We start from the raw sequence: 20,162 nt of genomic DNA, 5'->3' as shown, positions 1-20,162 counted from the left end.
GGGCTCAGCTCGGGGATGAAAGTTTCAAGCCGACGATCCCGGCTACGATCAGGCCGATACAGGCAAGGCGCGCGACATTGGCGCTTTCGTTGAAGAGCATAATGCCGAGGAGCGCCGCACCCACGGCGCCGATGCCGGTCCAGATCGCGTAAGCCGTGCCGATCGGCAAATCGCGCGCCGCCATCGCGAGCAGCCACATGGAGGCAGCCATCGCCGCGATCGTAATCGCACTTGGAACAGGCTTGGTGAAACCGTCGGCGTATTTGAGGCCAATGGCCCAAACGATTTCCAACAGACCCGCGCCGGCCAACATCAACCAGGCTTGCATAGCGACTCCTCCGCGCGCTCGCGCGCATGTTGGGGCCGTCCCCGTTGGGTGAAAAGCGCACGGGTCGTCCCGCGCGCCCCATCATGTGGGACAAGCACTGCGGGGTTCAACCCCGCAGCGTGCCGCCTGTCGCCTTCATCACGGCGCTCACGACCTTGGCGCTGACCGCTTCGATGTCGGCATCCGTCAACGTCTTCTCGCGCGGCTGTAGCGTGACTTCGATGGCGAGGCTCTTCTTGCCCGGCTGCATGCGTTCGCCGCGATAGACATCGAACAGCGACACATCCGAGATCAAAGCCTTATCGGCGCCAATGGCAGCGCGCACCACGTCCGCAGCGGCGACGGCATCGTCAACAATGAACGCGAAATCGCGCGAGAGCGGTTGCAGATCGAGCTTCTCCAGCGGCGGCTTGGAGCGGCCGCCCTTCGCACGCGGCTGCGGCAACGCGTCGACGAAAATCTCGAACGCCAAAGCCGGCGCTTCGACGCCAATCGCCTTCAGCGCGCGCGGATGGATTTCGCCGAAGATCGCTACCGGCTTATTGCCTAAACGCAGCGCGCCAGCACGGCCCGGGCGCCAGTGCGACGGCACGTCGTTCGAGGTTTGCAGTGAGGCGACCGGCGCGCCGATGGCTTCGAGCACGATCATGAGATCGCGCTTCACATCGAAAATGTCCGGCTGCGGCGCGGCGCGCCAATGGCGCGGCGGGCGCGCGAGCCATGCGGCTGCGATGGTGCGGATTTGACCGGTCTCGGTCGTGTCGCGATAGGCCGGGCCCGCTTCGAACAGGCGCGCATCATCGAAGCCGCGATCAGCGTTGCGCTGCGCTGCGGTGAGCAGGTTCGGCAAAGATGAGGGCCGCATGCAATCGAGATCGCTGGCGATCGGGTTCGACACCAGCATCTCTTCCGAACCACCGCCAAACGCTTGCGCATGCGCGCGCGGCGTGAAGCTCCAGGTGATGGCTTCGTTGTAGCCGAGCGACGCCGCGGCTCTGCGACCAATGCGCGTGCGGCTTTCGCCAACGCTCGCGGGCGGCGCGCGGAAGCCCGCAGCGCGCGGCGGCGCAAGCGCCGGCATCTTGTCGAAACCCTCAATGCGCGCCACCTCTTCCACGAGATCGGCCGAACCCTCAACGTCGCGACGCCAGGTCGGCGGCTGCACGATCAATTTCTTCGAGCTTTGGCCCTCGGCGCTCGTCTCGAAGCCAAGATCCTTCAAGATCGCACGCACGCGCGTGGGCTTCACATCGATGCCAGCAAGCGCATGCACACGATCAGGATCGAACGTGATTGTCTTCGGCGGTGCGGGCTCCTCGCCGGCGACCACCACTTCGCTCGCTTCGCCGCCGCAGAGATCGAGGATCATCCGCGTCGCGAGTTCGAGTCCGGTGACGACGAATCCTGAATCTACGCCGCGCGCGAAACGGTATTGCGCGTCAGAGACGATGCCGGTTGCGCGGCCCGTGGCGTGCGTGCGGGTGGCGTCGAAATAGGCGCTTTCGAGGAAGACGTCCGTCGTCGCCTCGGAGCAGCCGCTCTCCTCGCCGCCCATGATGCCGCCGAGGCCGAGCACCTTCTCGTCGTCGGCGATCACACACATGGCGGGCGTCACGTCATAGACGTTGCCGTCGAGCGCTTTGAAGCTTTCGCCTTCGCGCCCGAGGCGCGCGTGGATTGCGCCCTTCAGCTTCGATGCGTCATAGACGTGCAGCGGCCGTGAGCGATCGAGCGAAATGAAGTTGGTGATGTCGACGAGAATGTTGCGCGGACGCAGGCCAACAGCGCGCAAGCGCGTTTGCAGCCATGCCGGCGACGGCCCGTTCTTCACGCCACGAATGTAACGGCCCGAGAACATCGGACACGCTTCGGTGTTCTCTATCATCACTTTCACCGGCGACGGGAAGCGGCCCGGCACAGGCAGAACCGGCTTCGTTGTCACCTTGCCCAAGCCAGCCGCCGCAAGATCGCGGGCGATGCCGTGCACGCCCAACCAATCGGGACGGTTCGGCGTGACTTCGATATCGATCACCGGGTCGTTCAGGTGCAGCGCGTCCGCGAGTGGCGTGCCGACCTTCAGCTCCGGATCGAGTTCGAGGATGCCGTCGGCATCCGTATCCAGCTCAAGCTCCGCGCCTGAGCACAGCATGCCGTTCGACACCACGCCGCGCACCGGCTTCGGCTCCAGCGTGATGCCGGAGCCTGGAATGTACGTGCCGATCGGCGCGAATGCGGTGACGAGACCTGCGCGCGCATTCGGCGCGCCACAGACGATCTCCAGCGTGCCAAGCTTGGTTTCGACTTGGCAGACTTGCAGCTTGTCAGCGTTCGGGTGCTTTGCGGCGCTGATGATGCGGGCGACCGTGAAAGGCGCGAGCTTCGCACCGGCGTCCTCGACACCTTCGACCTCAAGCCCAGTCATCGTCATGCGCTCGACGATGTCGTCGAGCGAGGCGTCGGTGGCCAAATGCTCTTTGAGCCAAGAAAGAGTGAATCTCATCGCCGCGATCCTTCGCGCTTCGTGCGCTTCAGGCGCGCGAACAAAAGATTGATATCCGAAAGCGTCGCGCCCCATTCGGGGTCGGCGAGCGCGTCTTGTCTTTCGCAGAGCAGCTCGCTCCACCAGCGCGCATATTGGCCAAAGAAGCGACGCAGCAACCGCTCGTCGAGCGCGCCAATCTGCTGCAGCTGGGCGACCTTCTCCCAGAAGTGCACGATCGAGGCGATCGCTTCGCGGCGCTCGCCTTCGGCGGCCGCATACGCGGCCGGCATCGGCGCGTGCGCCAGCGCTTCATGCGCCACGATCCGCACATGGTTGAAGAGAGGTGAGTGAAACTCGTTGTAAAGCTCAAGCGTCAGCCGCAAGCGACGCTCGCGGCTGCCTTGCGTCCACCGCGCAAAGCCGCCGAACAGCGCGCCCATCAGCGCACCGGCGAACGCCAGCGCAAGCTGGCTCATCAATTGCGGATCAAGGGCCATCAGCCCAATCCTTGCGCCAAGCCCGGCAGCAGATACGGGCTAAAGCCGTAATGCTTCAGCCAGCGCGTATCTCCGTCAAAGAACGCGCGCAGATCGTTCATGCCGTATTTGAGCATGGCCAAGCGATCGATGCCCATGCCGAAGGCGTAGCCTTGGTATTTCTCGGGATCGATGCCGCAATTGGCGAGCACGTTCGGGTGCACCATGCCGGAGCCTAGAATTTCAAGCCAATCATCGCCGGCGCCGATCTTGATCTGACCGCCCGAGCGATCGCAGCCAACATCCACTTCCGCGCTCGGTTCAGTGAACGGGAAATGGTGCGGGCGGAAGCGCAGCTTCACATCGTCAACTTCGAAATAGGCTTTGATCGCGGCGATCAGCACACTCTTCAGATCAGCCATCGTCGAAGTCTCGTCGATGACGAGGCCTTCGATCTGGTGGAACATCGGCGTGTGCGTGGCGTCGCTATCTTTGCGGAAAGTGCGGCCCATGCAGATCATGCGGATCGGCGGCTTCTGCTTCAGCATCGTGCGCACCTGAACGGGCGAGGTATGCGTGCGCAGCACTTTGCGATCGCCGCGCTCGTCGCGTGCGTCCATGAAGAAGGTGTCGTGCGTTTCGCGCGCTGGATGCTTCGGAGGGAAGTTGAGCGCGGTGAAATTGTTGAAGTCAGTTTCGATGTCCGGACCTTCTTCAACCGAGAAGCCCATCTCGCCGAAGATTTGCGCCAGCTCTTCCATCACCTGGCTAACGGGATGGATCGTGCCGAGCCGCGGCTTCACCGGCGGCAGTGTGACGTCGACCGCTTCGGCCTTCAGTTGCGCATCGAGTGCGGCTTCAGCGAGCGTCGCCTTCTTCACGACGATCGCTTCGGTGACGCGATCCTTCAGGCCATTGAGCTTCGGACCAAATTCCTTGCGCGCCTCAGGGCTCATGGAGCCGAGGTTCTTCATCAGCGCGGAAATGCTGCCCTGCTTGCCAAGCGCCTCAACGCGCAGCGCTTCAAGCGCCGCCTCATCATTGGCGGCGCCCACGCGCGCAAGCAGATCGCGTTCAAGCGTTTCGAGATCGGTAGTCGCGGTCATATCGAACGTCCTGGCTCCCCGAACGGAGAGCGTCACGCGAAGCGTGACTGAGAGGGGCGGGCGCAAATCGCGCCGGACTTTCCCCCTCCCCCTCGCTTCGCTCGGGACCTCCCCCGCACGCGGGGGAGGAAGGCGAAGCGCTGACTTTCGACGTCCTTAAGCCAGCGCGCTCTTGGCCTGAGTGATCAGGCCTTTGAAAGCTTCGGGCTGGTTCATCGCGATATCAGCCATGACCTTGCGGTCGAGCTCGATGCCCGCTTTCGCCAGCCCGCTGATAAATCGAGAATACGTGAGGCCTTCTTCGCGGACAGCCGCGTTGATGCGCACGATCCAAAGGGCGCGGAAGCTGCGCTTCTTGGCCTTGCGGTCGCGATACGCATAGAGACCGGCCTTCTCGACTGCGGCGTTCGCGGTGCGGAAGGTGTTCGAGCGACGGCCATAATAGCCCTTCGCCTTCTTCAGAACTTTCTTGTGGCGGGCATGAGCGGTAACGCCGCCCTTAACGCGTGCCATGACTGTACTCCGTCAAAATAAGGGTGGCGGCGCTCAGTCGAGGCCGTAAGGAATCCACAGCTTCACGCGATCCGCATCTGGCTTGGCCAGCAGGGACGTGCCGCGGTTCTGACGAATGTACTTGGCTTTGTGGCTGATCAGACGGTGGCGCTTGCCGGCGGCGCCGGCCTTCACTTTGCCCGAGGCCGTGAGCTTGAAGCGCTTTTTCACGCCGCTCTTGGTCTTCAGTTTCGGCATTTCATCCTCGTTTGGATAGAAGCGCGGGCCGAAACCCACGCCAAAAGGGGTCGCCACGGCATGCCGTACAGGCCGGGCCACCCAAGAAGGCGGGGCTGATAGCATGGGGCCCCGATACGGGCAATGGGGCCGCAGCGCGCTTAGGCGCCCGATTTTTAGCTCCCCCGCCCCGCCCGACCGGGCTAGGTTAACCCAGCTGGGAGTAGCGGATGCAGACGCCGAAGAACCTCGACGAAGCCAAGGCCATCTTCCGGGCCGAGCGGACGAAGGTCACGAACTCGATCAGCGCCATTGCCGGCTCGCGTTGGCTGATGGCCATTTTGGCGACCATCGCGCTCGCGTTCGGCACACACCTGATCTACGCGCCCTCCCGCCTGCCGCCCGTTGGCGGTGTGAGCGTCGCGGCGGTTGGCCTACCGCCGAATGTGGATTTCGGCTTTGCCGGCGAGCAAGCGAAGGCCGCCCAGGAGGCTGCGCTGCGCGAAGGCGCGGCAGAGCGCGCTCAGTCTTTCATCGCAGCCAATGCCGAGCGGGCGCCGCTGATCAATGCGATTGGCTTTGGCGTGGCGCTGGTGCTGCTGCTCGTCAACATGACGATCATGACCAGGCGCCGCCGCTTCACGCGCGGCTAGGCGCGCTTAAAGCCGAAGCGATAAGCCGGCATCGCGCCTTCGGGCCAATCGGTCCACGGGCCGGGCGACACCGCGACCAACTCGAATGCGCCGCGCGGCGTTTGCACCGCCTCTTCGCCCAAGATGATTTCGCGTTCGCCAACGCCTTCGACGACGAGGTTCAAACGCAAACGGCCAGCCCACACGCAGCGTGCGTTTTGCGGGCAACGGCTATCTTCCAGCACCGCGAACGGGCGTACGACCAAGCCATCACCGAGATTGGCGCTCTCGTTGATGCGCGCGACGACGACACCGGCTTCGGCCAGCGCCGCATCGCGCTGGGCCAAATCCTCGCGGATATGTTGCGGCAGGTTCGCCGCCGGCGGCTCAGCGGCAGGCGCCGACGCGCAGCCCACAAGCAACAAGGCTGAAATCAGAAACGCGCGCATGCCAACTCCTTCGGCTCGGAACCCTAATGGATCCGATAATATGGGTTGGGCACCAAGAATGTGCGTTCAGCGTGGCCGCCGTCGAGATCGCTTTGCTGATCACCAATATTTGCGATGATCGTATAGCCCATGCTTTCGATGCGCGCGCGTTGCGGGCCTTTGTATTCGGCGGCGGGTGTGTGCGGGCCGGTTGCGGGGCGCAGCACGAGTTCGGTCCATTCGGTGTAGCCGACGCGGCGGAGATTCGCCTCGGTGCCGGCGCGACGCTCTTCGCGACGACCTGTGATGAAGAAGACGGCGACGCCCGTTTCACGCGCGGCTTGGTACGTCGCCAGCATCGGGGCGATCGCATCGCCAAGCCCAGCGTCTTCATAAGCGTGTGCGCCGCACGGGCCGCGCGGCAGGCGATCGCATGGGCCATCGGTGAAATAGCCGTAGTCGTTGGCGCGCGTGCGCGACCAGTTTGAGATCGTGGTTTCATCGATGTCGAACACGATCGCGGGGCGCTGCACTTGCGGAGCGCGCTGCACGATCCAAGCGCGCGCCTCCTCCGCCACCACTGCGACGTCGCGCTCGTAGGCGCCGCTATCGTGGTATTCCTCGAGCTGCTCCTTCAGCTCGGTGAGGTTCATGAGCTGTGCGCTTTGCGGCGCGGCTGGCGCTGTCGCGCAGGCGGCCAGCAATAAAAGCGCGGCGAGGAAAGAGCGTTTGATCATCATGGCGCGCTATTCAGGCCTGTCGCGGCGCGCTGTCAACAAAGTGTCATCGAAACGTCATCGACCAAACAAAACGCGCCGGCCTATCGGACCGGCGCGTTCGGTTTTGGGAGTTGAGCGCTCGCGTTACGCGCGCGGCGCCATCACCATGACGACCTGGCGGCCTTCGAAGCGCGGCTCGTGCTCGACCTTGGCGATGCCGTCGAGTTCGTTGCGCATGCGATCAAGCAGATCCATACCGAGATTGGTGTGCTGCATCTCGCGGCCACGGAAGCGTAGGGTGACCTTCACCTTGTCGCCTTCTTCGAAGAAGCGATGAATGGCCTTCATCTTCACTTCGTAATCGTGGTCGTCGATGTTCGGGCGAACCTTGATTTCCTTCAGTTCGACCCGCTTGGCCTTCTTACGCGTCTCGGCCTTCTTCTTTTGCTCCTCGAAGCGGAACTTGCCGTAATCAAGGATTTTGCAGACGGGCGGATTCGAGTTCGGCGCAACCTCGACCAGATCGAGGCCGGCTTCACGGGCGGCGTCGAGCGCCGCGCCAATGGGCATCTCGCCCTGCTTCTCACCGTCTGCATCGATGAGGAGGACACGCGGGGTTCCGCGAATATCCTCGTTGACGCGCGGGCCATCTTTGGATGGCGGGGGCGCGGCGTATGGACGTCTGGCTATCGGGCCTTCTCCTGTAGCTGTTGATAAAAGCATGCTTGCCCGCGCCCGTGAGAGCGCAGACTCGACCTCATTAATATCGCTTGTGCGGGGCTATCTATCAAGCCGTCTGGGCTTCGCGAAACACGCCGCAATTGCGCAATTGGCGCTCAACTTGGTCCACCGGGAGGTCGGCAATGACCGCAGCGGTGAATTCCACCACCCCGCCCTTGCCCTTCGGGGCGGCCAAATCGGGACGGTGCAGCGAGGACAGGAACACGAGGCTCGGCGTGCCAGCGGCGGCGGCCACGTGCATCAGCTCGACATCATCCCCCACCGCGAACGAGGCGCGCTCCGCCAAGCCGATGCATTGGAAGAGGTCCGGACGAGTGACGAGGTTCTTGGCGCTCGCGACCTCCTTGGCGATCGCCGCGCCCACATTCCGCTCATCGGCGCCGCCCAGCACGACCGGGGTCACGCCGTTGCGGGAGATGCGCTTGGCGAGGTCGATGTATTTCTCTTCCGGCCAGCAGCGGCCTGGATCAGCTTTCGAGCCGCGCGGCAAAAGCAATACGTAGCGACCGTGGATGCCAAAATAATCGGGGCGCAGACGGGGCGCGTCGCGCAGCGTTTGGCGCAGCCACGAAAGATCCGGCTCAAGCGGCCCGCTCACCGGAATGCCGGCGGCGTTGAGCTGGCCCGCGAGGCGCAGCATCGGATGCAGATCGTTGCGGTTCGGGTCGAGATAGGCGTGGCTGGCGCCCGCGATCGGCCCCGACCATTTCGGCGGCCACGGACGCAAACCTTGGAAATAATTGTTGGTGCGGCTCGATCCTTCGAGATCGTAGATCATGTCGTACTTGGCCGCACGGATGCGCGCGATGAGCTTGGTGATCGCTTGTGGCTCAGTCGGCTTGCCGTCGGCCTCGACCGCGTCGAAATACGGCGACTTCTCCGCCAGCTCTTTGGTGGCTTCGGTCGTGAGCAAGGTGAAACGCGCGCCGACGTGGCGCTCACGAATGAGCTTCACCGCAGCGAGCGCTTGCAGAAACGAGGCGACGCCGCCGAGCTGAATCACCAGCACGCGGTTCACGCTGTTCGTTTCGCCTTCGGAAGCTGACTTGCGCCAGATCATTCCCTGTCTCTCCTCGACGCGCCCAATCTGCGCCGCTCTCTTATGTTTTCCGCTCTTTCGCTTCGCGCAAGAGCCGTTCGTAAACCGCTAATGTGGCCGTTTGCAGGGCTTCTTTCGAATAGAGCGCCTGCGCGCGGTCACGTCCCTTCTGTCCCATTTTGACGCGAGTCTCAGGCGCCAGATCGATGAAACGCTCCATCGCTGTTGCAAGCGCCGTGACATTCCCAGCCGGGACAAGAAACCCTGTTTCACCCTCCACCACGGTTTCAGTGAAACCGCCGAGATTGGACGCAATAACCGGCACGCCCATCGCTTGCGCTTCCACAGCGCCTCGACCAAACGCTTCCGGCTCTATTGAAGGGAACACGGCGACGTCGGATGCGGCGAACGCCAGAGGCATCTGCCTCACATGGCCTACGACCGCCACAACATCCTGCAGTTTATTGGCTTCAATGTTCGTAACGATTGCTTCGTGGTAACCGCGCCGCCCTTGCGCATCGCCAGCAATAATCAGCTTCAGCGCGCCGGGGCGTTTGGCTTCAATGTGCTTGATCGCTTCGATCAAAACCAAATGCCCTTTCCAACGTGTAAGGCGCGCTGGAATGATAAAAACAATGCGTTTATCGTTCTCGGCAAGACCCCATTGCGACCGCAATGTGGCTATGTCGTCCGGCTTAATCCGCACGGGATCGAAGTGTTCGAGATCGACGCCGCGCGGAATGGCGATCACGCGCGCGGGATCGATGTTGTACTGTTTGATCACGTGCTGGCGCGTGTATTCCGAGTTGGCGATCACAAGATCGCCGCGCGCCATCACCGAATTGTAGAGGCGCTTCAGCGACGAGCGCGCGTTGTAGATGCCGTGGAACGTCGTCAGGAACGGCGTCCTGGTCATGCGCGCCGCGGCGAGCGCGCTCCACGCTGGCGCCCGCGATCGCGCATGCACGATCTGCACGCCGCGCTCGCGCACGACCTTGGCCATGGCGAATGCGTTCGAAATCGCGGTGATCGGATTTTTTGTGGCGGCGGGGAGTTGGATCAACTCGCCGCCGGCCGCCCTGAGGTCCGGCTCAAGGCGGCCGCCGGCGCTAGCGACCAAAGCGAGCCCCCCGGCGCGGCTGATCGCCTCCGCCATTTCAAGCGTGGTCCGCTCGACCCCGCCAGCACTAAGCTCAGGGGTAACTTGCAGAACTGTCAGGATGTGACCTTCTTGCAATGCTTTGCCGCTCGCCGAATTTCGCCTGTGTCGGCTAAGCCGATGTTTGGTAACGGATTTGATTAATTAGGCGCTTGGATTCGTTAACGAGGCGCTTTCGACGTCGCCAAATCGATCTGGAGTAGAGCGATGCCATTCGGCCAAATCGAGGCCATTGCACACGAAGGCCTGCGCTTGGCGTTCGAACGCCAGGCCGGAGCGCAGCCGACCTTCGTGTGGTGCGGCGGGTTCAAGTCCGACATGACCGGCACAAAGGCGCAGGCCTTGGCCGAATGGGCGAAGCTGCGCGACCAAGGTTTTGTGCGCTTTGATTATTCTGGGCATGGCCAATCCGATGGCGCGTTCACGGACGGCACAATCGGGGCGTGGGCCGGCGATGCGCTGGGGATCATCGATCAGGTCACAGAAGGCCCACTCGTGCTGGTCGGCTCGTCCATGGGCGGCTGGATCAGCCTGTTAGCAAGTCGCGCCCGGCCGCAGCGAATCGCTGGCCTGTTGCTGATCGCGCCAGCGGCGGATTTCACCGAGCGACTCATGTGGGCGTCGTTTCCGCCCGAGGTGCGCCGCGAGATCGAGGAGACGGGTCGCTGGGAGCGGCCGTCGGCTTACGACCCTGAGCCCTACATGATCACGCGCCAGCTGATCGAGGACGGGCGCAAGCATTTGCTCATGGACGGCCCCATCCCCTTCGCCGGCCCTGTCCGCATTCTTCAGGGCGGGCGCGATCCGGACGTGCCGGCCGCGCACGCCGAAGCGCTCTCAAAGCTCATCCAAAGCCCGGACCTGCGCTTCGATCTCATCCCCGACGGCGACCATCGCCTGTCGCGCCCTGAGGACATCGACCGCCTTATCGGCGTCGCAAATGAACTGGCGGATAGGCTCGCGTCCTAAGCGAAGTCTGAGGCAAGTGCTTGGCTTCCGCCCAAGCTTCGGGCATCGCTGAGGCCAGCAGGCTCGGGGACCGCCCGCGGGGAGTATCTGAATTGATGACGAGCATCGCAGCCCTTCTGTTGCCGTTCGCGCTGATGCAAGCCGCGGACACCGCGCCCGCATCAGCTGGCGCAAGCCACGTGCAGCAACGCTTCGCCGCCTGCGTGCAGCAAATCGATGCGGACGCTGAGCGCGCATACGAGGAAGCGATGGCGTGGGCGTCAGAAGCACAATCGGTCTACGCCTTTCGCTGCGCGGCGATGGCTCTGATCGGCCAGAACCGCAACGATGAAGGCGCGCGCCGTTTGGACTCGCTCGCGATGGCGCTCAACCCAATCGACACGGGCCTGCGCGCTGAACTTTTCAGCCAAGCCGGCAATGCGTGGTTGCTCGCGCGCGAGCCGGGCCGCGCCCGCTCCTCCTTCACGCGCGGCATCGCGATTATGGAAACCGACCCAACGCAATTGCCTGACCTGCTCATCGACCGCTCGCGCGCTTATGCGATGGAAGCAGAGTGGCGCTCAGCCGAGGAAGACCTCTCCCGCGCACTCGACATCCGCGCCAACGACCCGTTGGCGCTGCGCCTGCGCGCGGCCGCCCGCTTGCAGCAGCGCGCATGGGATTTGGCCGAGGCTGACGCTCAGGCCGCCGTCACGGCCGAGCCGAGCAACGTGGATAATTATCTGATCCTTGGCCACGTCCGCGAAAGCCGCCGCACCGGCGAACCGGTGATGATGCAATAGGCCCATTTTGGGTTTTCGCTAAAGATCGCGACGGATTACAGGCGCGCGCCCGTTTAGTCTCCTGCGAGGCCGAGTGTCTTGGGAGGCACGAACGTGAATTTGAAAGCTTATATCTTGGGCGCCGTGATGGCGCTGGCCGCCACGGCGGGCCCCGCCTTCGCGTGGGATTTGGTTGGTACGCGCGATGTGCGCGACCGCACCGAACGCGACACCATCGTCGTCGAGGGCCCACGTCAATTCGAGCGCATCCGGCTCTGCGTCTATCGCCAACCGGTGCACCTCATCGACCTTGACGTGCGCTTCGCCAATGGCGGCCACCAAGACGTGAGCGTGCGCCAGCGCATCAATCCGGGCGAATGCACCCGCGCCATCGACTTGAATGGCGACGACCGCAACATCACATCGGTCTCGATGGTGTACGAGGAAACCAGCTTCCGCCGCCGCCACGCAACGGTGCGGTTGTTCGCGGAGTAAGCGCTAGCCCCGGATAATCGTGCGCAAGTCCCATTCGGCGGTGCGCACATTGTCCACCTTCCAGCGATCGTCCTGCCACACGAGGTCGTAGAGCACTTCCTCGTGCTGGCCGGCGTTGGTGAAGCTCGCGCGCACACTCGCGTGGCTGCCTTCGACGATGCCTTCGGTCGCGGTGCGCACATCGCTCAGCTGATAATCCTGCGCGTCGATGATCGGATCGAAATCGAGGATCGGCTCGCCTTGCGCCTGCGAGCGCTGGAACATGGCTTGCAGATCAGCGTTCATCTGCGTCGACCAGGGCGCGGCTTCCATTAGCGGCGGTATCTGTCCGTCGGGTGCGAGATACGGGTCGTAGAAGCGCACCACCACGCTCGCCGGATCGGTGACGGCGCGCGCAACACCTGTATCCGTCGCAGGCGGAGTCTCCACTTTCGCCGGCTCACGTTCGCAGGCTGCAAGTGCGGCAACAGCGGCAAAACCCAACACCAGATTACGTCTGCGCATCTCATCCTCCACGTTCGCGCGAACATGGCGCAATGCGCCCAGCGAAGCTAGCTCGCCACCCAACGCACGGCGGGATCGTTGAAATCCACGACGTCCGAGAGCTCATAAACGTTGCGATAGCCGTAGCCGTAGAGATTGATGAAGGTCTGGATGTTGAGCGCGAGTTCGACGCGCTTGAGGATCACCGGCTCAGCGTTGTTCGAGAAATTGTTGTTGCAATAAATCAGGATGCGCACGTTCGGATCGCGCAACACGCTTGCGAGGCTCGCATCGGTGAAATCGGTGAATGGCAAATTCACAGCGCCATCGATGTGGCCGCGCGCGTATGCGTTGGCGGAACGCGCATCGAGAATGATCGTGTTCGGTTCGCGCGCCATGCGCTCGAATTCGGCGTGCGAGACGAGCCGCTGTTCGCGCACTTGCTCGACGTCGCGCGTCAAACCGCGGAAGCCGCGATAATCGATCTGGGCGTTATTGGTTGGTTGAAGCTTTTCTTGCGCGACGGCCGTCGCCGTCAACGCGATGGCGCCAAACGCTAGTGCGGTCATGAGACGACGCATCGCACACCTCCCGAAGATCGAGAGTTCGCGCCGCGTTTGCGGAGGATTTACGGCTGGATCACGACGCTCCGCCGACGGCGCGCAAAATATAAGGCCCGCCCAGGGCGAAGAAGCCGCCGAGCAGCAAGCCGACTGGCATGCCCATCAAAGCGCCGACATAGGCGTTGCCGAGCCGCTCGCCCCAATCGAGACCGCGGCCGCCCAGGCGCAGCACGAAGCCAAGCCCCGCGCCGATCAGGCCGCCAACGCCGCCATAATCCCAGCCCAGTACGCACAAAGCGACCATGCCCGCGAACGCCACGGTGCTCAGTATCAGCCGCATCCCATCCAAGCAGGTTACTCCGTCCCGCCGCCCCTGCGCGGCTTGTTCCACGCTCCGCCGGCCCCGGCAAGCGGGCGGTGCACCGTGGATAGCTCAATTCTCGACGATCACTGGCCTTCTGGACGATCCATGAGCAGCACGCAGGATGCGGTGCGCTCATTGCGGACAACGCGGGCGCGCTGCACCAGCGTCGCCGCGCGGCGGCGTACGTAAGGGCCCGGATTGTCAGCGCTCCAGCGATTGGGGCTGGGCAGTACGGCGGCGAGACGCGCGGCTTGCAGCGGCGTGAGGTCTGCGGCGGAGACGCCGAAACGCGCCCGCGCCGCGGCCTCGATGCCGAAATTGCCGTCACCCCATTCGGCGGCGTTGAGATACGCTTCCATGATCCGACGCTTCGGCCACATGAATTCGATCAAAGCCGTGAAATACGTTTCGAAGCCTTTGCGCACCCAGGAGCGATCCGGCCAGAGGAAGAGGTTCTTCGCTGTTTGCTGAGAGATGGTGGAGGCGCCGCGCACAGCGCCGCCGCGTTGGTTGGATTCCATCGCGTCTTGGATGGCTTCGACGTCGAAGCCGTGATGCGAGCAGAAATTCGCGTCCTCCGCCGCAATCACCGCGCGCACGATGTGCGGCGACATGCGATTGAGCGGGATCGGATAGTGACGAATGGTTTGGCCTTCCGCCGCGCGCTGCATCATCAGCATGGTCGAAGGCGGATCGAAGAAAAGATACGCGCCGGCCCACGTCACCGGCAGCAACACGAACGCGATAAAGAGCACGCTGATCGTGGTGATCACCAAACCGAAACGCTTGCGGCGTTTGATGCGGCCGAGATCGAGGTCGAGATTGGTGCGTGCGTCGCGCGCGCGCTGGCGATCACCCGGACGCCGCTGCGGCGGCATCGGAATATCGGGTTCACCGAACAGGCTTTCCTCCGCGCGCTGCGGCGGTTCGTATTGGGGTTCGGGCGCGCGCGGCTCTTCCGGCTGGCGGTCCTCGGGATCGTCTTCCGGCCTCATCCCCACTCCTCGGTGACGCTGGCGTCGCTTTCTCGCGTCGCGTGGGCGGATTTGAGGCGCTGGAAGGCCGCCTCGTCAAGCAACCGCGCGAGCGCCCATACCGCCATGCCGCGCACTAAAGGCGATTCATCCCTAAGCCGTGCCTCTGCTGCGCTTGCGAGCGCCGGATCGCCAGAATTGCCCACAGCCACGAGCACGTTGCGGACGAAGCGGTCGCGCCCGGTGCGCTTCACCGGCGTACCGGCATAACGCGCGCGGAAGGCGGCGTCATCGAGCGCGGCCAGCTCCGCGAGCGGCGCCAGGCGAAGATCGTCGCGCAGCGCGATCCGGGTCTCGCGTGCACCTTGCGCGAACTTGTTCCAGGGGCAGACGGCGAGGCAATCGTCGCACCCATAGATGCGATTGCCCATTGGCGCCCGGTATTCGCGTGGGATCTGGCCCTTGTGTTCGATCGAGAGATACGCAAGGCAGCGGCGCGCATCGAGTTGGTACGGCGCGGGGAACGCGGCTGTGGGGCATGCATCGAGACACGCGCGGCACGAGCCGCAATGATCTGCTTGCGCTTCGTCCGGTTCGATTTCCGCAGCGCTGAGGATGGCGCCAAGGAAGAGCCACGAGCCATGCTCGCGCGAGACGAGATTGGTGTGCTTGCCTTGCCAGCCGAGGCCAGCGCGTTGCGCCAGCGGCTTTTCCATCAGCGGCGCGGTGTCGACGAACACTTTGACGTCTTCGCCACTCTCTTTCGCGAGCCATTGCGCGAGTTGCTTCAGCTTGCCTTTGATGACGTCGTGATAATCGCGCCGCGCGGCGTAGGCGGAAACGATGCCGTCGCACTTGCGCTCCAGCAGGGCGATGGCGTCGTCATCAGGCGCGTAGGATTGGCCGACGACAATGGCGCTCTTCGCGTCAGGCCAAAGCGCTTGCGGATGCGCGCGCCGATCCTGGGCCATCCAGGCCATGTCGCCATGCCGACCCTCGCGCAAAAATTCTTCCAGCCACGCCGCCGCCTGCCACGGCGCGCGCGCGTCCGCCACGCCAATGGCGTCGAAGCCGAGGCGCGCGGCGGCGGCCGCGATTTGGGTTTTGTCGACGCCAGGCAGCGCGCGCTCCAACATGAGTTGGCCGCTCTTAGCGCTGGGCTTGGGCTGCCGCCAGCCGATTAGGCGGCGACGGCGGCCTTATCGCTCAGTGCATGGCTCAAACGCGGCAGCATTTCCTTCGGGCAGATTTGCCAGAAGCGGCCGCGTGCGGCTTTCCAATTGGCGAGCATTTCAGCCGCGCGGGGCGAACCGGTGCGCTTCACGTGCTCATCGATCAGCGCCACCAGCGTCTCTTCCCAATGCTTGGATGCGAGGCGCCGCCACACGATCGTATCCGGGTTGGCCATCGCTTCGAAGCGATCTTCGGCATCGTAAACAAACGCCATCCCGCCGGTCATGCCCGCACCGAAATTGTCGCCGAGATTGCCGAGGATCACGACCGTGCCGCCGGTCATGTATTCGCACGCGTTGGCGCCCGCGCCTTCGATAACGGCAGTCGCGCCCGAATTGCGCACCGCGAAGCGTTCACCAGCGAGACCCGCCGCGAAGAGCTTGCCGCTGGTTGCGCCATAAAGGCAGGTGTTGCCGATGATGGCGCCGAGACGATTGGCTTCTTCGGCAGGCGGACGCAGTGAGATGAGACCTCCCGATAGGCCTTTGCCGACATAATCGTTGGAGTCACCGGTCACATCGAGCGCGATGCCTTGCACCAGGAACGCGCCCAAGCTTTGCCCGCATGAGCCGCGCAAATTCACTGTGAGCTGGCCTTCGCGCTGACCATTCATGCCGAACCTGCGCACGACGTGCGCCGAGGCGCGCGCGCCGATGGCGCGCTGCGTGTTGCGCACGGCGAAATCGAGCTGACGCTTCTCGCCGCGTTCGAAGAAGCCAGCCGCATTGTCGAGGATTTGGTGATCCAGCGACGGCGGCGGCTCGTTGCGGCCGAGCTGCGTACAATAGGCCGGGTACGGGCTATCGACGCGCACGAGCAGCGGGTTGAGGTCGAGATCGTCGAGGTGCTCGGCGCCGCGGCTGATTTGTTCGAGCAGATCGGTACGACCGATCACTTCTTCCAAACGGCGGAAGCCGATGTCGGCGAGCAATTCGCGCACTTCTTCGGCGACGAAGCTCATCAGATTGACGACCTTTTCCGGCGTGCCGGTGAACTTGGCGCGCAAGGCCTCATCCTGCGTACAAACGCCCACAGGACATGTGTTGGAATGGCACTGACGCACCATGAGACAGCCCACGGCGACGAGAGAGGCTGTGCCGATGCCGAACTCTTCCGCGCCCAGGATAGCGGCGACGACGATGTCGCGACCGGTGCGCAGACCGCCATCGGTGCGCAAGCGTACGCGGTGACGGAGATTGTTGAGCATCAAGGTTTGATGCGCTTCAGCGAGACCCATTTCCCACGGATTGCCGGCGTACTTGATCGAGGTTTGCGGGCTCGCGCCCGTGCCGCCGACATGGCCGGAAATCAGGATCGTGTCCGCGCCCGCCTTGGCGACGCCGGCGGCAACCGCGCCGATGCCCGATTGCGAGACGAGCTTCACGCATACGCGCGCGACCGGGTTGATCTGCTTCAAATCATAAATCAACTGCGCCAGATCTTCGATCGAGTAGATGTCGTGGTGCGGCGGCGGCGAGATCAGCATCACACCCGGCGTCGAGTGACGCAGGCGGGCGATGAGCTCGGTCACCTTAAAGCCAGGCAGCTGGCCGCCCTCGCCCGGCTTGGCGCCCTGCGCGACTTTGATTTCGATTTCGCGACACTGATTGAGATATTCCGCCGTGACGCCGAAGCGGCCCGAAGCGACTTGTTTGATCGCAGAGTTCGCATCGTCGCCGTTGGGCAGCGGCTTGTAGCGTTCGGGCACTTCGCCACCTTCGCCCGACACCGAGCGTGCGCCGATGCGGTTCATGGCGATGTTCATGGCGCCGTGCGCTTCGGGCGAGAGCGCGCCCAAGCTCATGCCGGGCGTGACGAAACGTTTACGGATTTCGTTGACGCTTTCGACTTCGGCGAGCGGGACGGGCGTGAGGTTCTCACGCACTTCCAACAAATCGCGCAGCTGAATCGGTTCGCGTAGGCGGCGTTCGCGCACTTTGTCGGCGTACTTTTTGTAAGCGACGTAATCACCGGTATCGCACGCCTTCTGCAATTGGTGGATCGAGTCTGCTTCCAACGCGTGGCGTTCGCCGCGTGCGCGGTAGCGATAGAAACTGCCCACCGGAAGCGCCGTCAGCGCCTCATCATAAGCCGTGCGGTGCTTGTCGACTTCCTCGAACGCGATGCCAGCGAGGCCGACGCCGGAGATGCGGCTGGTGAGGCCTGGAAAGAATTCGTCGACCAACGCGCGCGACAAACCGATGGCTTCAAAGTTCAAACCGCCGCGATAGGATGAGATCACGGAGATGCCCATCTTCGAGATGATCTTGAAGAGCCCCGCCTCCAACGCCGCGCGATAATTCGCACACGCTTGTTCGCGCGTCAGGGCGCCGGAAAGGCCGCGGTTGACGCGATCGCCGATCGTGTCGAGCGCGAGATACGGGTTCACAGTGGTTGCGCCGCAACCGATCAGCACCGCGGCGTAATGCGGATCGAGACATTCGGCCGAGCGCACCGAGATCGAGCAGAACGAACGCAAGCCCTTTTGGGCCAGATACGAATGCACGCCGCTGACGATCAGGATCATCGGGCAGCCGATGCGATCCGGCCCCTGCGCTTCATCCGTCAACGCAATGTGCGAACGGCCAGCTTTGATCGCCTTCTCCGCATCGCTGCGGATACGGTTGATTGCAGCGCGGAGCACAACGCCCGCGTCTTCACCGGGCGCGGGCGGTGCAAACGTGCAATCGATGCGCACGACTTCATCACCCAACTCGGTCAGCATGCGCTGATACATGCCGTTGGTGAGGATTGGGCTGGAGAGCACATAGACGTTCGATTGCGTCTCGTCCTGCGCCAACACATTGCCGAGGTTCTTGAAGCGTGTCGCGAGGCTCATCACGCGGCCCTCGCGCAATGGATCGATCGGCGGGTTCGTGACCTGGCTGAAATTCTGCCGGAAATAGTGCGAGAGCGGCCGGTTTTGTTCGGAGAGCACCGCAAGCGGCGCGTCGTCGCCCATCGAACCGATGGCTTCCTTGCCCTCTTCCATCATCGGCTGAAGCAGAAGCTCGAGGTCTTCCATCGTGAAGCCGGCGGCAGCCTGACGGCGCAGCAGTTCAGCGCGATCCTCAAACAGACGCGGCTCGGCGCCTTCGAGCTTCTTGTCGAGATCGATGACGTTTTCGAGCCAATCGCCGTACGGATGCTGCGCAGCGAGCGCATCGATCATCTCGTCGTGGCGATAAAGTTTGCCCTCGTGCGTATCGACGGCGATGAGCTGGCCCGCGCCGATGCGACCGCGCTCTGTGATCTTGCGATCATCGAGCGGGCACATGCCGGTTTCCGAACCGATCGCCAGCAAGCCATCTTCAGTCAGCGCATAGCGCAGCGGGCGCAGGCCGTTGCGGTCCAAGCCCGCGACCGCCCAGCGGCCATCGAACATCGCGAGTGCTGCCGGGCCGTCCCACGGCTCCATCACCGCGTTGCAATAGGCGTAGAGCGCGCGATGGCTCGGCTTCATCGTGTGCGACTTGGCCCACGCTTCCGGCACCAGCAGCGATTTCGCCATCGGCGCGGCGCGGCCAGCGCGCACCAGCACTTCAAACACGTTATCGAGCGCGGCCGAATCCGAGCCGCTCGGCTGGATGATCGGCTTCACATCCGCATCAGCCTCACCAAACGCGTCGGACGCCATGCGCACTTCGTGCGAACGCATCCAGTTCACGTTGCCCTTCAGCGTGTTGATCTCGCCATTGTGCGCCAGCATGCGGAAGGGCTGCGCCAAGCGCCATTGCGGGAACGTGTTGGTGGAATAGCGTTGGTGATAGATCGCCACGCACGAGACGAAGCGATCGTCCTTCAAATCGGGATAGAAGGTGTCGATCTGCTGGGCGAGGAACATGCCCTTGTAGATCAAAGTCTGCGCCGAGAGCGAGCAGACATAGAGTTCGGCAATATTCGAGGCGAGCGCGCGCTTTTCGATGCGACGGCGGCAGATGAAGAGATCGCGATCGACGGTTTCCTCGTCCCGACCTTGCGGATCGTGGAAGAGCACCTGCTCGATTTCCGGGCGCGTGGCGTTGGCCTTTTCGCCGATCTGCGAAATATCGACCGGCACCTGGCGCCACGAATAAATCACGAAGCCGGCGCGGATAATTTCACTCTCGATGATGACGCGCGCGCGCTCCTGGGCGCCCAGATCAAGGCGCGGCAAAAACACTTGGCCGACGAAGATCGGGCCTGGACGCGGCGTATGTCCGGTGCGGACAACAATCTCGCGAAAGAAATCTTGTGGCGCATCGATGAGAATGCCAGCGCCGTCGCCGGTCTTGCCGTCAGCGTCGACGGCGCCACGGTGCCACACCGCTTTCAGCGCCTGGATCGCAAGCGTCACCACGTCACGGCGTGGTTTGCCGTCGAGCGCGACCACGAGGCCAACGCCGCACGCGTCGCGTTCGTCCTCGGCGCGATAGAGGCCGTCGCGTTCCAGTCTGTCGCGCTCGCGGATATAGCGCGCGATTTCAAGTTCGCCGTTCATG

At 63.4% G+C, this 20,162-nt stretch carries 21 protein-coding genes; 4 read left to right on the top strand and 17 right to left on the bottom strand.

All coding sequences use genetic code 11. The features are described from left to right. Positions 1–4: 4 nt before the first annotated feature. From sugE to rpmI, 6 genes are all read right to left on the bottom strand, one after another. A complete protein-coding gene (sugE, locus tag EPJ54_RS13380) occupies positions 5–328 on the bottom strand; it encodes a quaternary ammonium compound efflux SMR transporter SugE (protein ID WP_135212245.1) in 324 nt (107 codons plus the stop codon). Positions 329–434: 106 nt separating this feature from the next. Beyond that, the gene (gene pheT / locus EPJ54_RS13375; RefSeq protein WP_135212244.1) at positions 435–2,828 is read right to left on the bottom strand and encodes a phenylalanine--tRNA ligase subunit beta; all 2,394 of its coding nucleotides are present in this window, start codon (positions 2,826–2,828) and stop codon (positions 435–437) included. After that, complete coding sequence (locus tag EPJ54_RS13370) at positions 2,825–3,307, bottom strand: DUF4760 domain-containing protein (RefSeq protein ID WP_135212243.1); 483 nt, start codon at positions 3,305–3,307, stop codon at positions 2,825–2,827. The genes pheT and EPJ54_RS13370 overlap by 4 nt, the downstream gene beginning before the upstream one ends. Beyond that, positions 3,307–4,392 (bottom strand): phenylalanine--tRNA ligase subunit alpha, encoded by a 1,086-nt coding sequence (pheS, locus tag EPJ54_RS13365; protein ID WP_135212242.1) that lies wholly within the window; start codon positions 4,390–4,392, stop codon positions 3,307–3,309. The genes EPJ54_RS13370 and pheS overlap by 1 nt, the downstream gene beginning before the upstream one ends. 156 nt (positions 4,393–4,548) lie before the next feature. After that, positions 4,549–4,905, bottom strand: a complete 357-nt coding sequence (gene rplT / locus EPJ54_RS13360) for a 50S ribosomal protein L20 (RefSeq protein ID WP_135212241.1) — start codon at positions 4,903–4,905, stop codon at positions 4,549–4,551. A gap of 33 nt (positions 4,906–4,938) precedes the next feature. Next, a complete protein-coding gene (rpmI, locus tag EPJ54_RS13355) occupies positions 4,939–5,142 on the bottom strand; it encodes a 50S ribosomal protein L35 (RefSeq protein ID WP_135212240.1) in 204 nt (67 codons plus the stop codon). 209 nt (positions 5,143–5,351) lie between these two features. On the opposite strand from rpmI, the gene EPJ54_RS13350 reads away from it, so the two are divergent. Further along, a complete protein-coding gene (locus EPJ54_RS13350; protein ID WP_135212239.1) occupies positions 5,352–5,774 on the top strand; it encodes a hypothetical protein in 423 nt (140 codons plus the stop codon). Here the strand turns inward: EPJ54_RS13350 and EPJ54_RS13345 are convergent. The 5 genes from EPJ54_RS13345 to EPJ54_RS13325 all read right to left on the bottom strand — a co-directional run bounded on the left by EPJ54_RS13345 (position 5,771) and on the right by EPJ54_RS13325 (position 9,917). Next, a complete protein-coding gene (locus tag EPJ54_RS13345) occupies positions 5,771–6,202 on the bottom strand; it encodes a hypothetical protein (RefSeq protein ID WP_135212238.1) in 432 nt (143 codons plus the stop codon). The genes EPJ54_RS13350 and EPJ54_RS13345 overlap by 4 nt on opposite strands. A 23-nt stretch (positions 6,203–6,225) precedes the next feature. Further along, positions 6,226–6,921 (bottom strand): HAD family acid phosphatase, encoded by a 696-nt coding sequence (locus EPJ54_RS13340; protein WP_239590928.1) that lies wholly within the window; start codon positions 6,919–6,921, stop codon positions 6,226–6,228. Positions 6,922–7,044: 123 nt separating this feature from the next. Next, on the bottom strand, positions 7,045–7,623 hold the full coding sequence (gene infC, locus EPJ54_RS13335; protein WP_135212237.1) for a translation initiation factor IF-3: 579 nt from the start codon (positions 7,621–7,623) through the stop codon (positions 7,045–7,047). Positions 7,624–7,687: 64 nt separating this feature from the next. Next, on the bottom strand, positions 7,688–8,701 hold the full coding sequence (locus EPJ54_RS13330) for a glycosyltransferase family 9 protein (protein WP_135212236.1): 1,014 nt from the start codon (positions 8,699–8,701) through the stop codon (positions 7,688–7,690). 40 nt (positions 8,702–8,741) lie between these two features. After that, positions 8,742–9,917: a glycosyltransferase family 4 protein gene (locus EPJ54_RS13325; RefSeq protein ID WP_239590927.1), complete on the bottom strand. Its 1,176-nt coding sequence runs from the start codon at positions 9,915–9,917 to the stop codon at positions 8,742–8,744. 129 nt (positions 9,918–10,046) lie between these two features. Here EPJ54_RS13325 and EPJ54_RS13320 point away from each other — a divergent pair, with 129 nt between their 5' ends. The 3 genes from EPJ54_RS13320 to EPJ54_RS13310 all read left to right on the top strand — a co-directional run bounded on the left by EPJ54_RS13320 (position 10,047) and on the right by EPJ54_RS13310 (position 12,064). Further along, positions 10,047–10,808, top strand: coding sequence for an alpha/beta hydrolase (locus EPJ54_RS13320; RefSeq protein WP_135212234.1), 762 nt, complete (start codon positions 10,047–10,049; stop codon positions 10,806–10,808). A gap of 95 nt (positions 10,809–10,903) precedes the next feature. Further along, a complete protein-coding gene (locus EPJ54_RS13315; RefSeq protein ID WP_135212233.1) occupies positions 10,904–11,590 on the top strand; it encodes a tetratricopeptide repeat protein in 687 nt (228 codons plus the stop codon). 93 nt (positions 11,591–11,683) lie between these two features. After that, positions 11,684–12,064, top strand: a complete 381-nt coding sequence (locus tag EPJ54_RS13310; RefSeq protein WP_135212232.1) for a DUF2541 family protein — start codon at positions 11,684–11,686, stop codon at positions 12,062–12,064. 3 nt (positions 12,065–12,067) lie between these two features. Here the strand turns inward: EPJ54_RS13310 and EPJ54_RS13305 are convergent, their stop codons facing one another. The 6 genes from EPJ54_RS13305 to gltB all read right to left on the bottom strand — a co-directional run bounded on the left by EPJ54_RS13305 (position 12,068) and on the right by gltB (position 20,161). Further along, on the bottom strand, positions 12,068–12,568 hold the full coding sequence (locus EPJ54_RS13305) for a DUF3828 domain-containing protein (protein WP_135212231.1): 501 nt from the start codon (positions 12,566–12,568) through the stop codon (positions 12,068–12,070). A 47-nt stretch (positions 12,569–12,615) separates the two neighbouring features. Next, positions 12,616–13,128, bottom strand: a complete 513-nt coding sequence (locus EPJ54_RS13300) for a rhodanese-like domain-containing protein (RefSeq protein WP_135212230.1) — start codon at positions 13,126–13,128, stop codon at positions 12,616–12,618. A 58-nt stretch (positions 13,129–13,186) separates the two neighbouring features. Continuing rightward, the gene (locus EPJ54_RS13295) at positions 13,187–13,450 is read right to left on the bottom strand and encodes a hypothetical protein (RefSeq protein ID WP_135212229.1); all 264 of its coding nucleotides are present in this window, start codon (positions 13,448–13,450) and stop codon (positions 13,187–13,189) included. 107 nt (positions 13,451–13,557) lie between these two features. Next, the gene (mtgA, locus tag EPJ54_RS13290; RefSeq protein WP_420823042.1) at positions 13,558–14,274 is read right to left on the bottom strand and encodes a monofunctional biosynthetic peptidoglycan transglycosylase; all 717 of its coding nucleotides are present in this window, start codon (positions 14,272–14,274) and stop codon (positions 13,558–13,560) included. 191 nt (positions 14,275–14,465) lie between these two features. Beyond that, complete coding sequence (queG, locus tag EPJ54_RS13285; protein WP_135212228.1) at positions 14,466–15,584, bottom strand: tRNA epoxyqueuosine(34) reductase QueG; 1,119 nt, start codon at positions 15,582–15,584, stop codon at positions 14,466–14,468. A 44-nt stretch (positions 15,585–15,628) separates the two neighbouring features. Beyond that, positions 15,629–20,161, bottom strand: coding sequence for a glutamate synthase large subunit (gltB, locus tag EPJ54_RS13280; protein WP_135212227.1), 4,533 nt, complete (start codon positions 20,159–20,161; stop codon positions 15,629–15,631). Between the last annotated feature and the right edge of the window lies 1 nt (position 20,162).

This window comes from Vitreimonas flagellata, from assembly GCF_004634425.1.
GTDB classification, from domain to species: domain Bacteria; phylum Pseudomonadota; class Alphaproteobacteria; order Caulobacterales; family Aquidulcibacteraceae; genus Vitreimonas; species Vitreimonas flagellata.
The sequence above is the reverse complement of the archived record's forward strand: the minus strand, read 5'-3'. Positions and strand labels throughout refer to the sequence as shown.

Coding starts and splice junctions, on each gene's coding strand:
- sugE (WP_135212245.1), bottom strand. CDS start 328: ATGCAAGCCTGGTTGATGTTGGCCGGCGCGGGTCTGTTGGAAATCGTT.
- pheT (WP_135212244.1), bottom strand. CDS start 2,828: ATGAGATTCACTCTTTCTTGGCTCAAAGAGCATTTGGCCACCGACGCC.
- EPJ54_RS13370 (WP_135212243.1), bottom strand. CDS start 3,307: ATGGCCCTTGATCCGCAATTGATGAGCCAGCTTGCGCTGGCGTTCGCC.
- pheS (WP_135212242.1), bottom strand. CDS start 4,392: ATGACCGCGACTACCGATCTCGAAACGCTTGAACGCGATCTGCTTGCG.
- rplT (WP_135212241.1), bottom strand. CDS start 4,905: ATGGCACGCGTTAAGGGCGGCGTTACCGCTCATGCCCGCCACAAGAAA.
- rpmI (WP_135212240.1), bottom strand. CDS start 5,142: ATGCCGAAACTGAAGACCAAGAGCGGCGTGAAAAAGCGCTTCAAGCTC.
- EPJ54_RS13350 (WP_135212239.1), top strand. CDS start 5,352: ATGCAGACGCCGAAGAACCTCGACGAAGCCAAGGCCATCTTCCGGGCC.
- EPJ54_RS13345 (WP_135212238.1), bottom strand. CDS start 6,202: ATGCGCGCGTTTCTGATTTCAGCCTTGTTGCTTGTGGGCTGCGCGTCG.
- EPJ54_RS13340 (WP_239590928.1), bottom strand. CDS start 6,921: ATGATGATCAAACGCTCTTTCCTCGCCGCGCTTTTATTGCTGGCCGCC.
- infC (WP_135212237.1), bottom strand. CDS start 7,623: ATGCTTTTATCAACAGCTACAGGAGAAGGCCCGATAGCCAGACGTCCA.
- EPJ54_RS13330 (WP_135212236.1), bottom strand. CDS start 8,701: ATGATCTGGCGCAAGTCAGCTTCCGAAGGCGAAACGAACAGCGTGAAC.
- EPJ54_RS13320 (WP_135212234.1), top strand. CDS start 10,047: ATGCCATTCGGCCAAATCGAGGCCATTGCACACGAAGGCCTGCGCTTG.
- EPJ54_RS13315 (WP_135212233.1), top strand. CDS start 10,904: ATGACGAGCATCGCAGCCCTTCTGTTGCCGTTCGCGCTGATGCAAGCC.
- EPJ54_RS13305 (WP_135212231.1), bottom strand. CDS start 12,568: ATGCGCAGACGTAATCTGGTGTTGGGTTTTGCCGCTGTTGCCGCACTT.
- EPJ54_RS13300 (WP_135212230.1), bottom strand. CDS start 13,128: ATGCGTCGTCTCATGACCGCACTAGCGTTTGGCGCCATCGCGTTGACG.
- EPJ54_RS13295 (WP_135212229.1), bottom strand. CDS start 13,450: ATGCGGCTGATACTGAGCACCGTGGCGTTCGCGGGCATGGTCGCTTTG.
- queG (WP_135212228.1), bottom strand. CDS start 15,584: ATGTTGGAGCGCGCGCTGCCTGGCGTCGACAAAACCCAAATCGCGGCC.
- gltB (WP_135212227.1), bottom strand. CDS start 20,161: ATGAACGGCGAACTTGAAATCGCGCGCTATATCCGCGAGCGCGACAGA.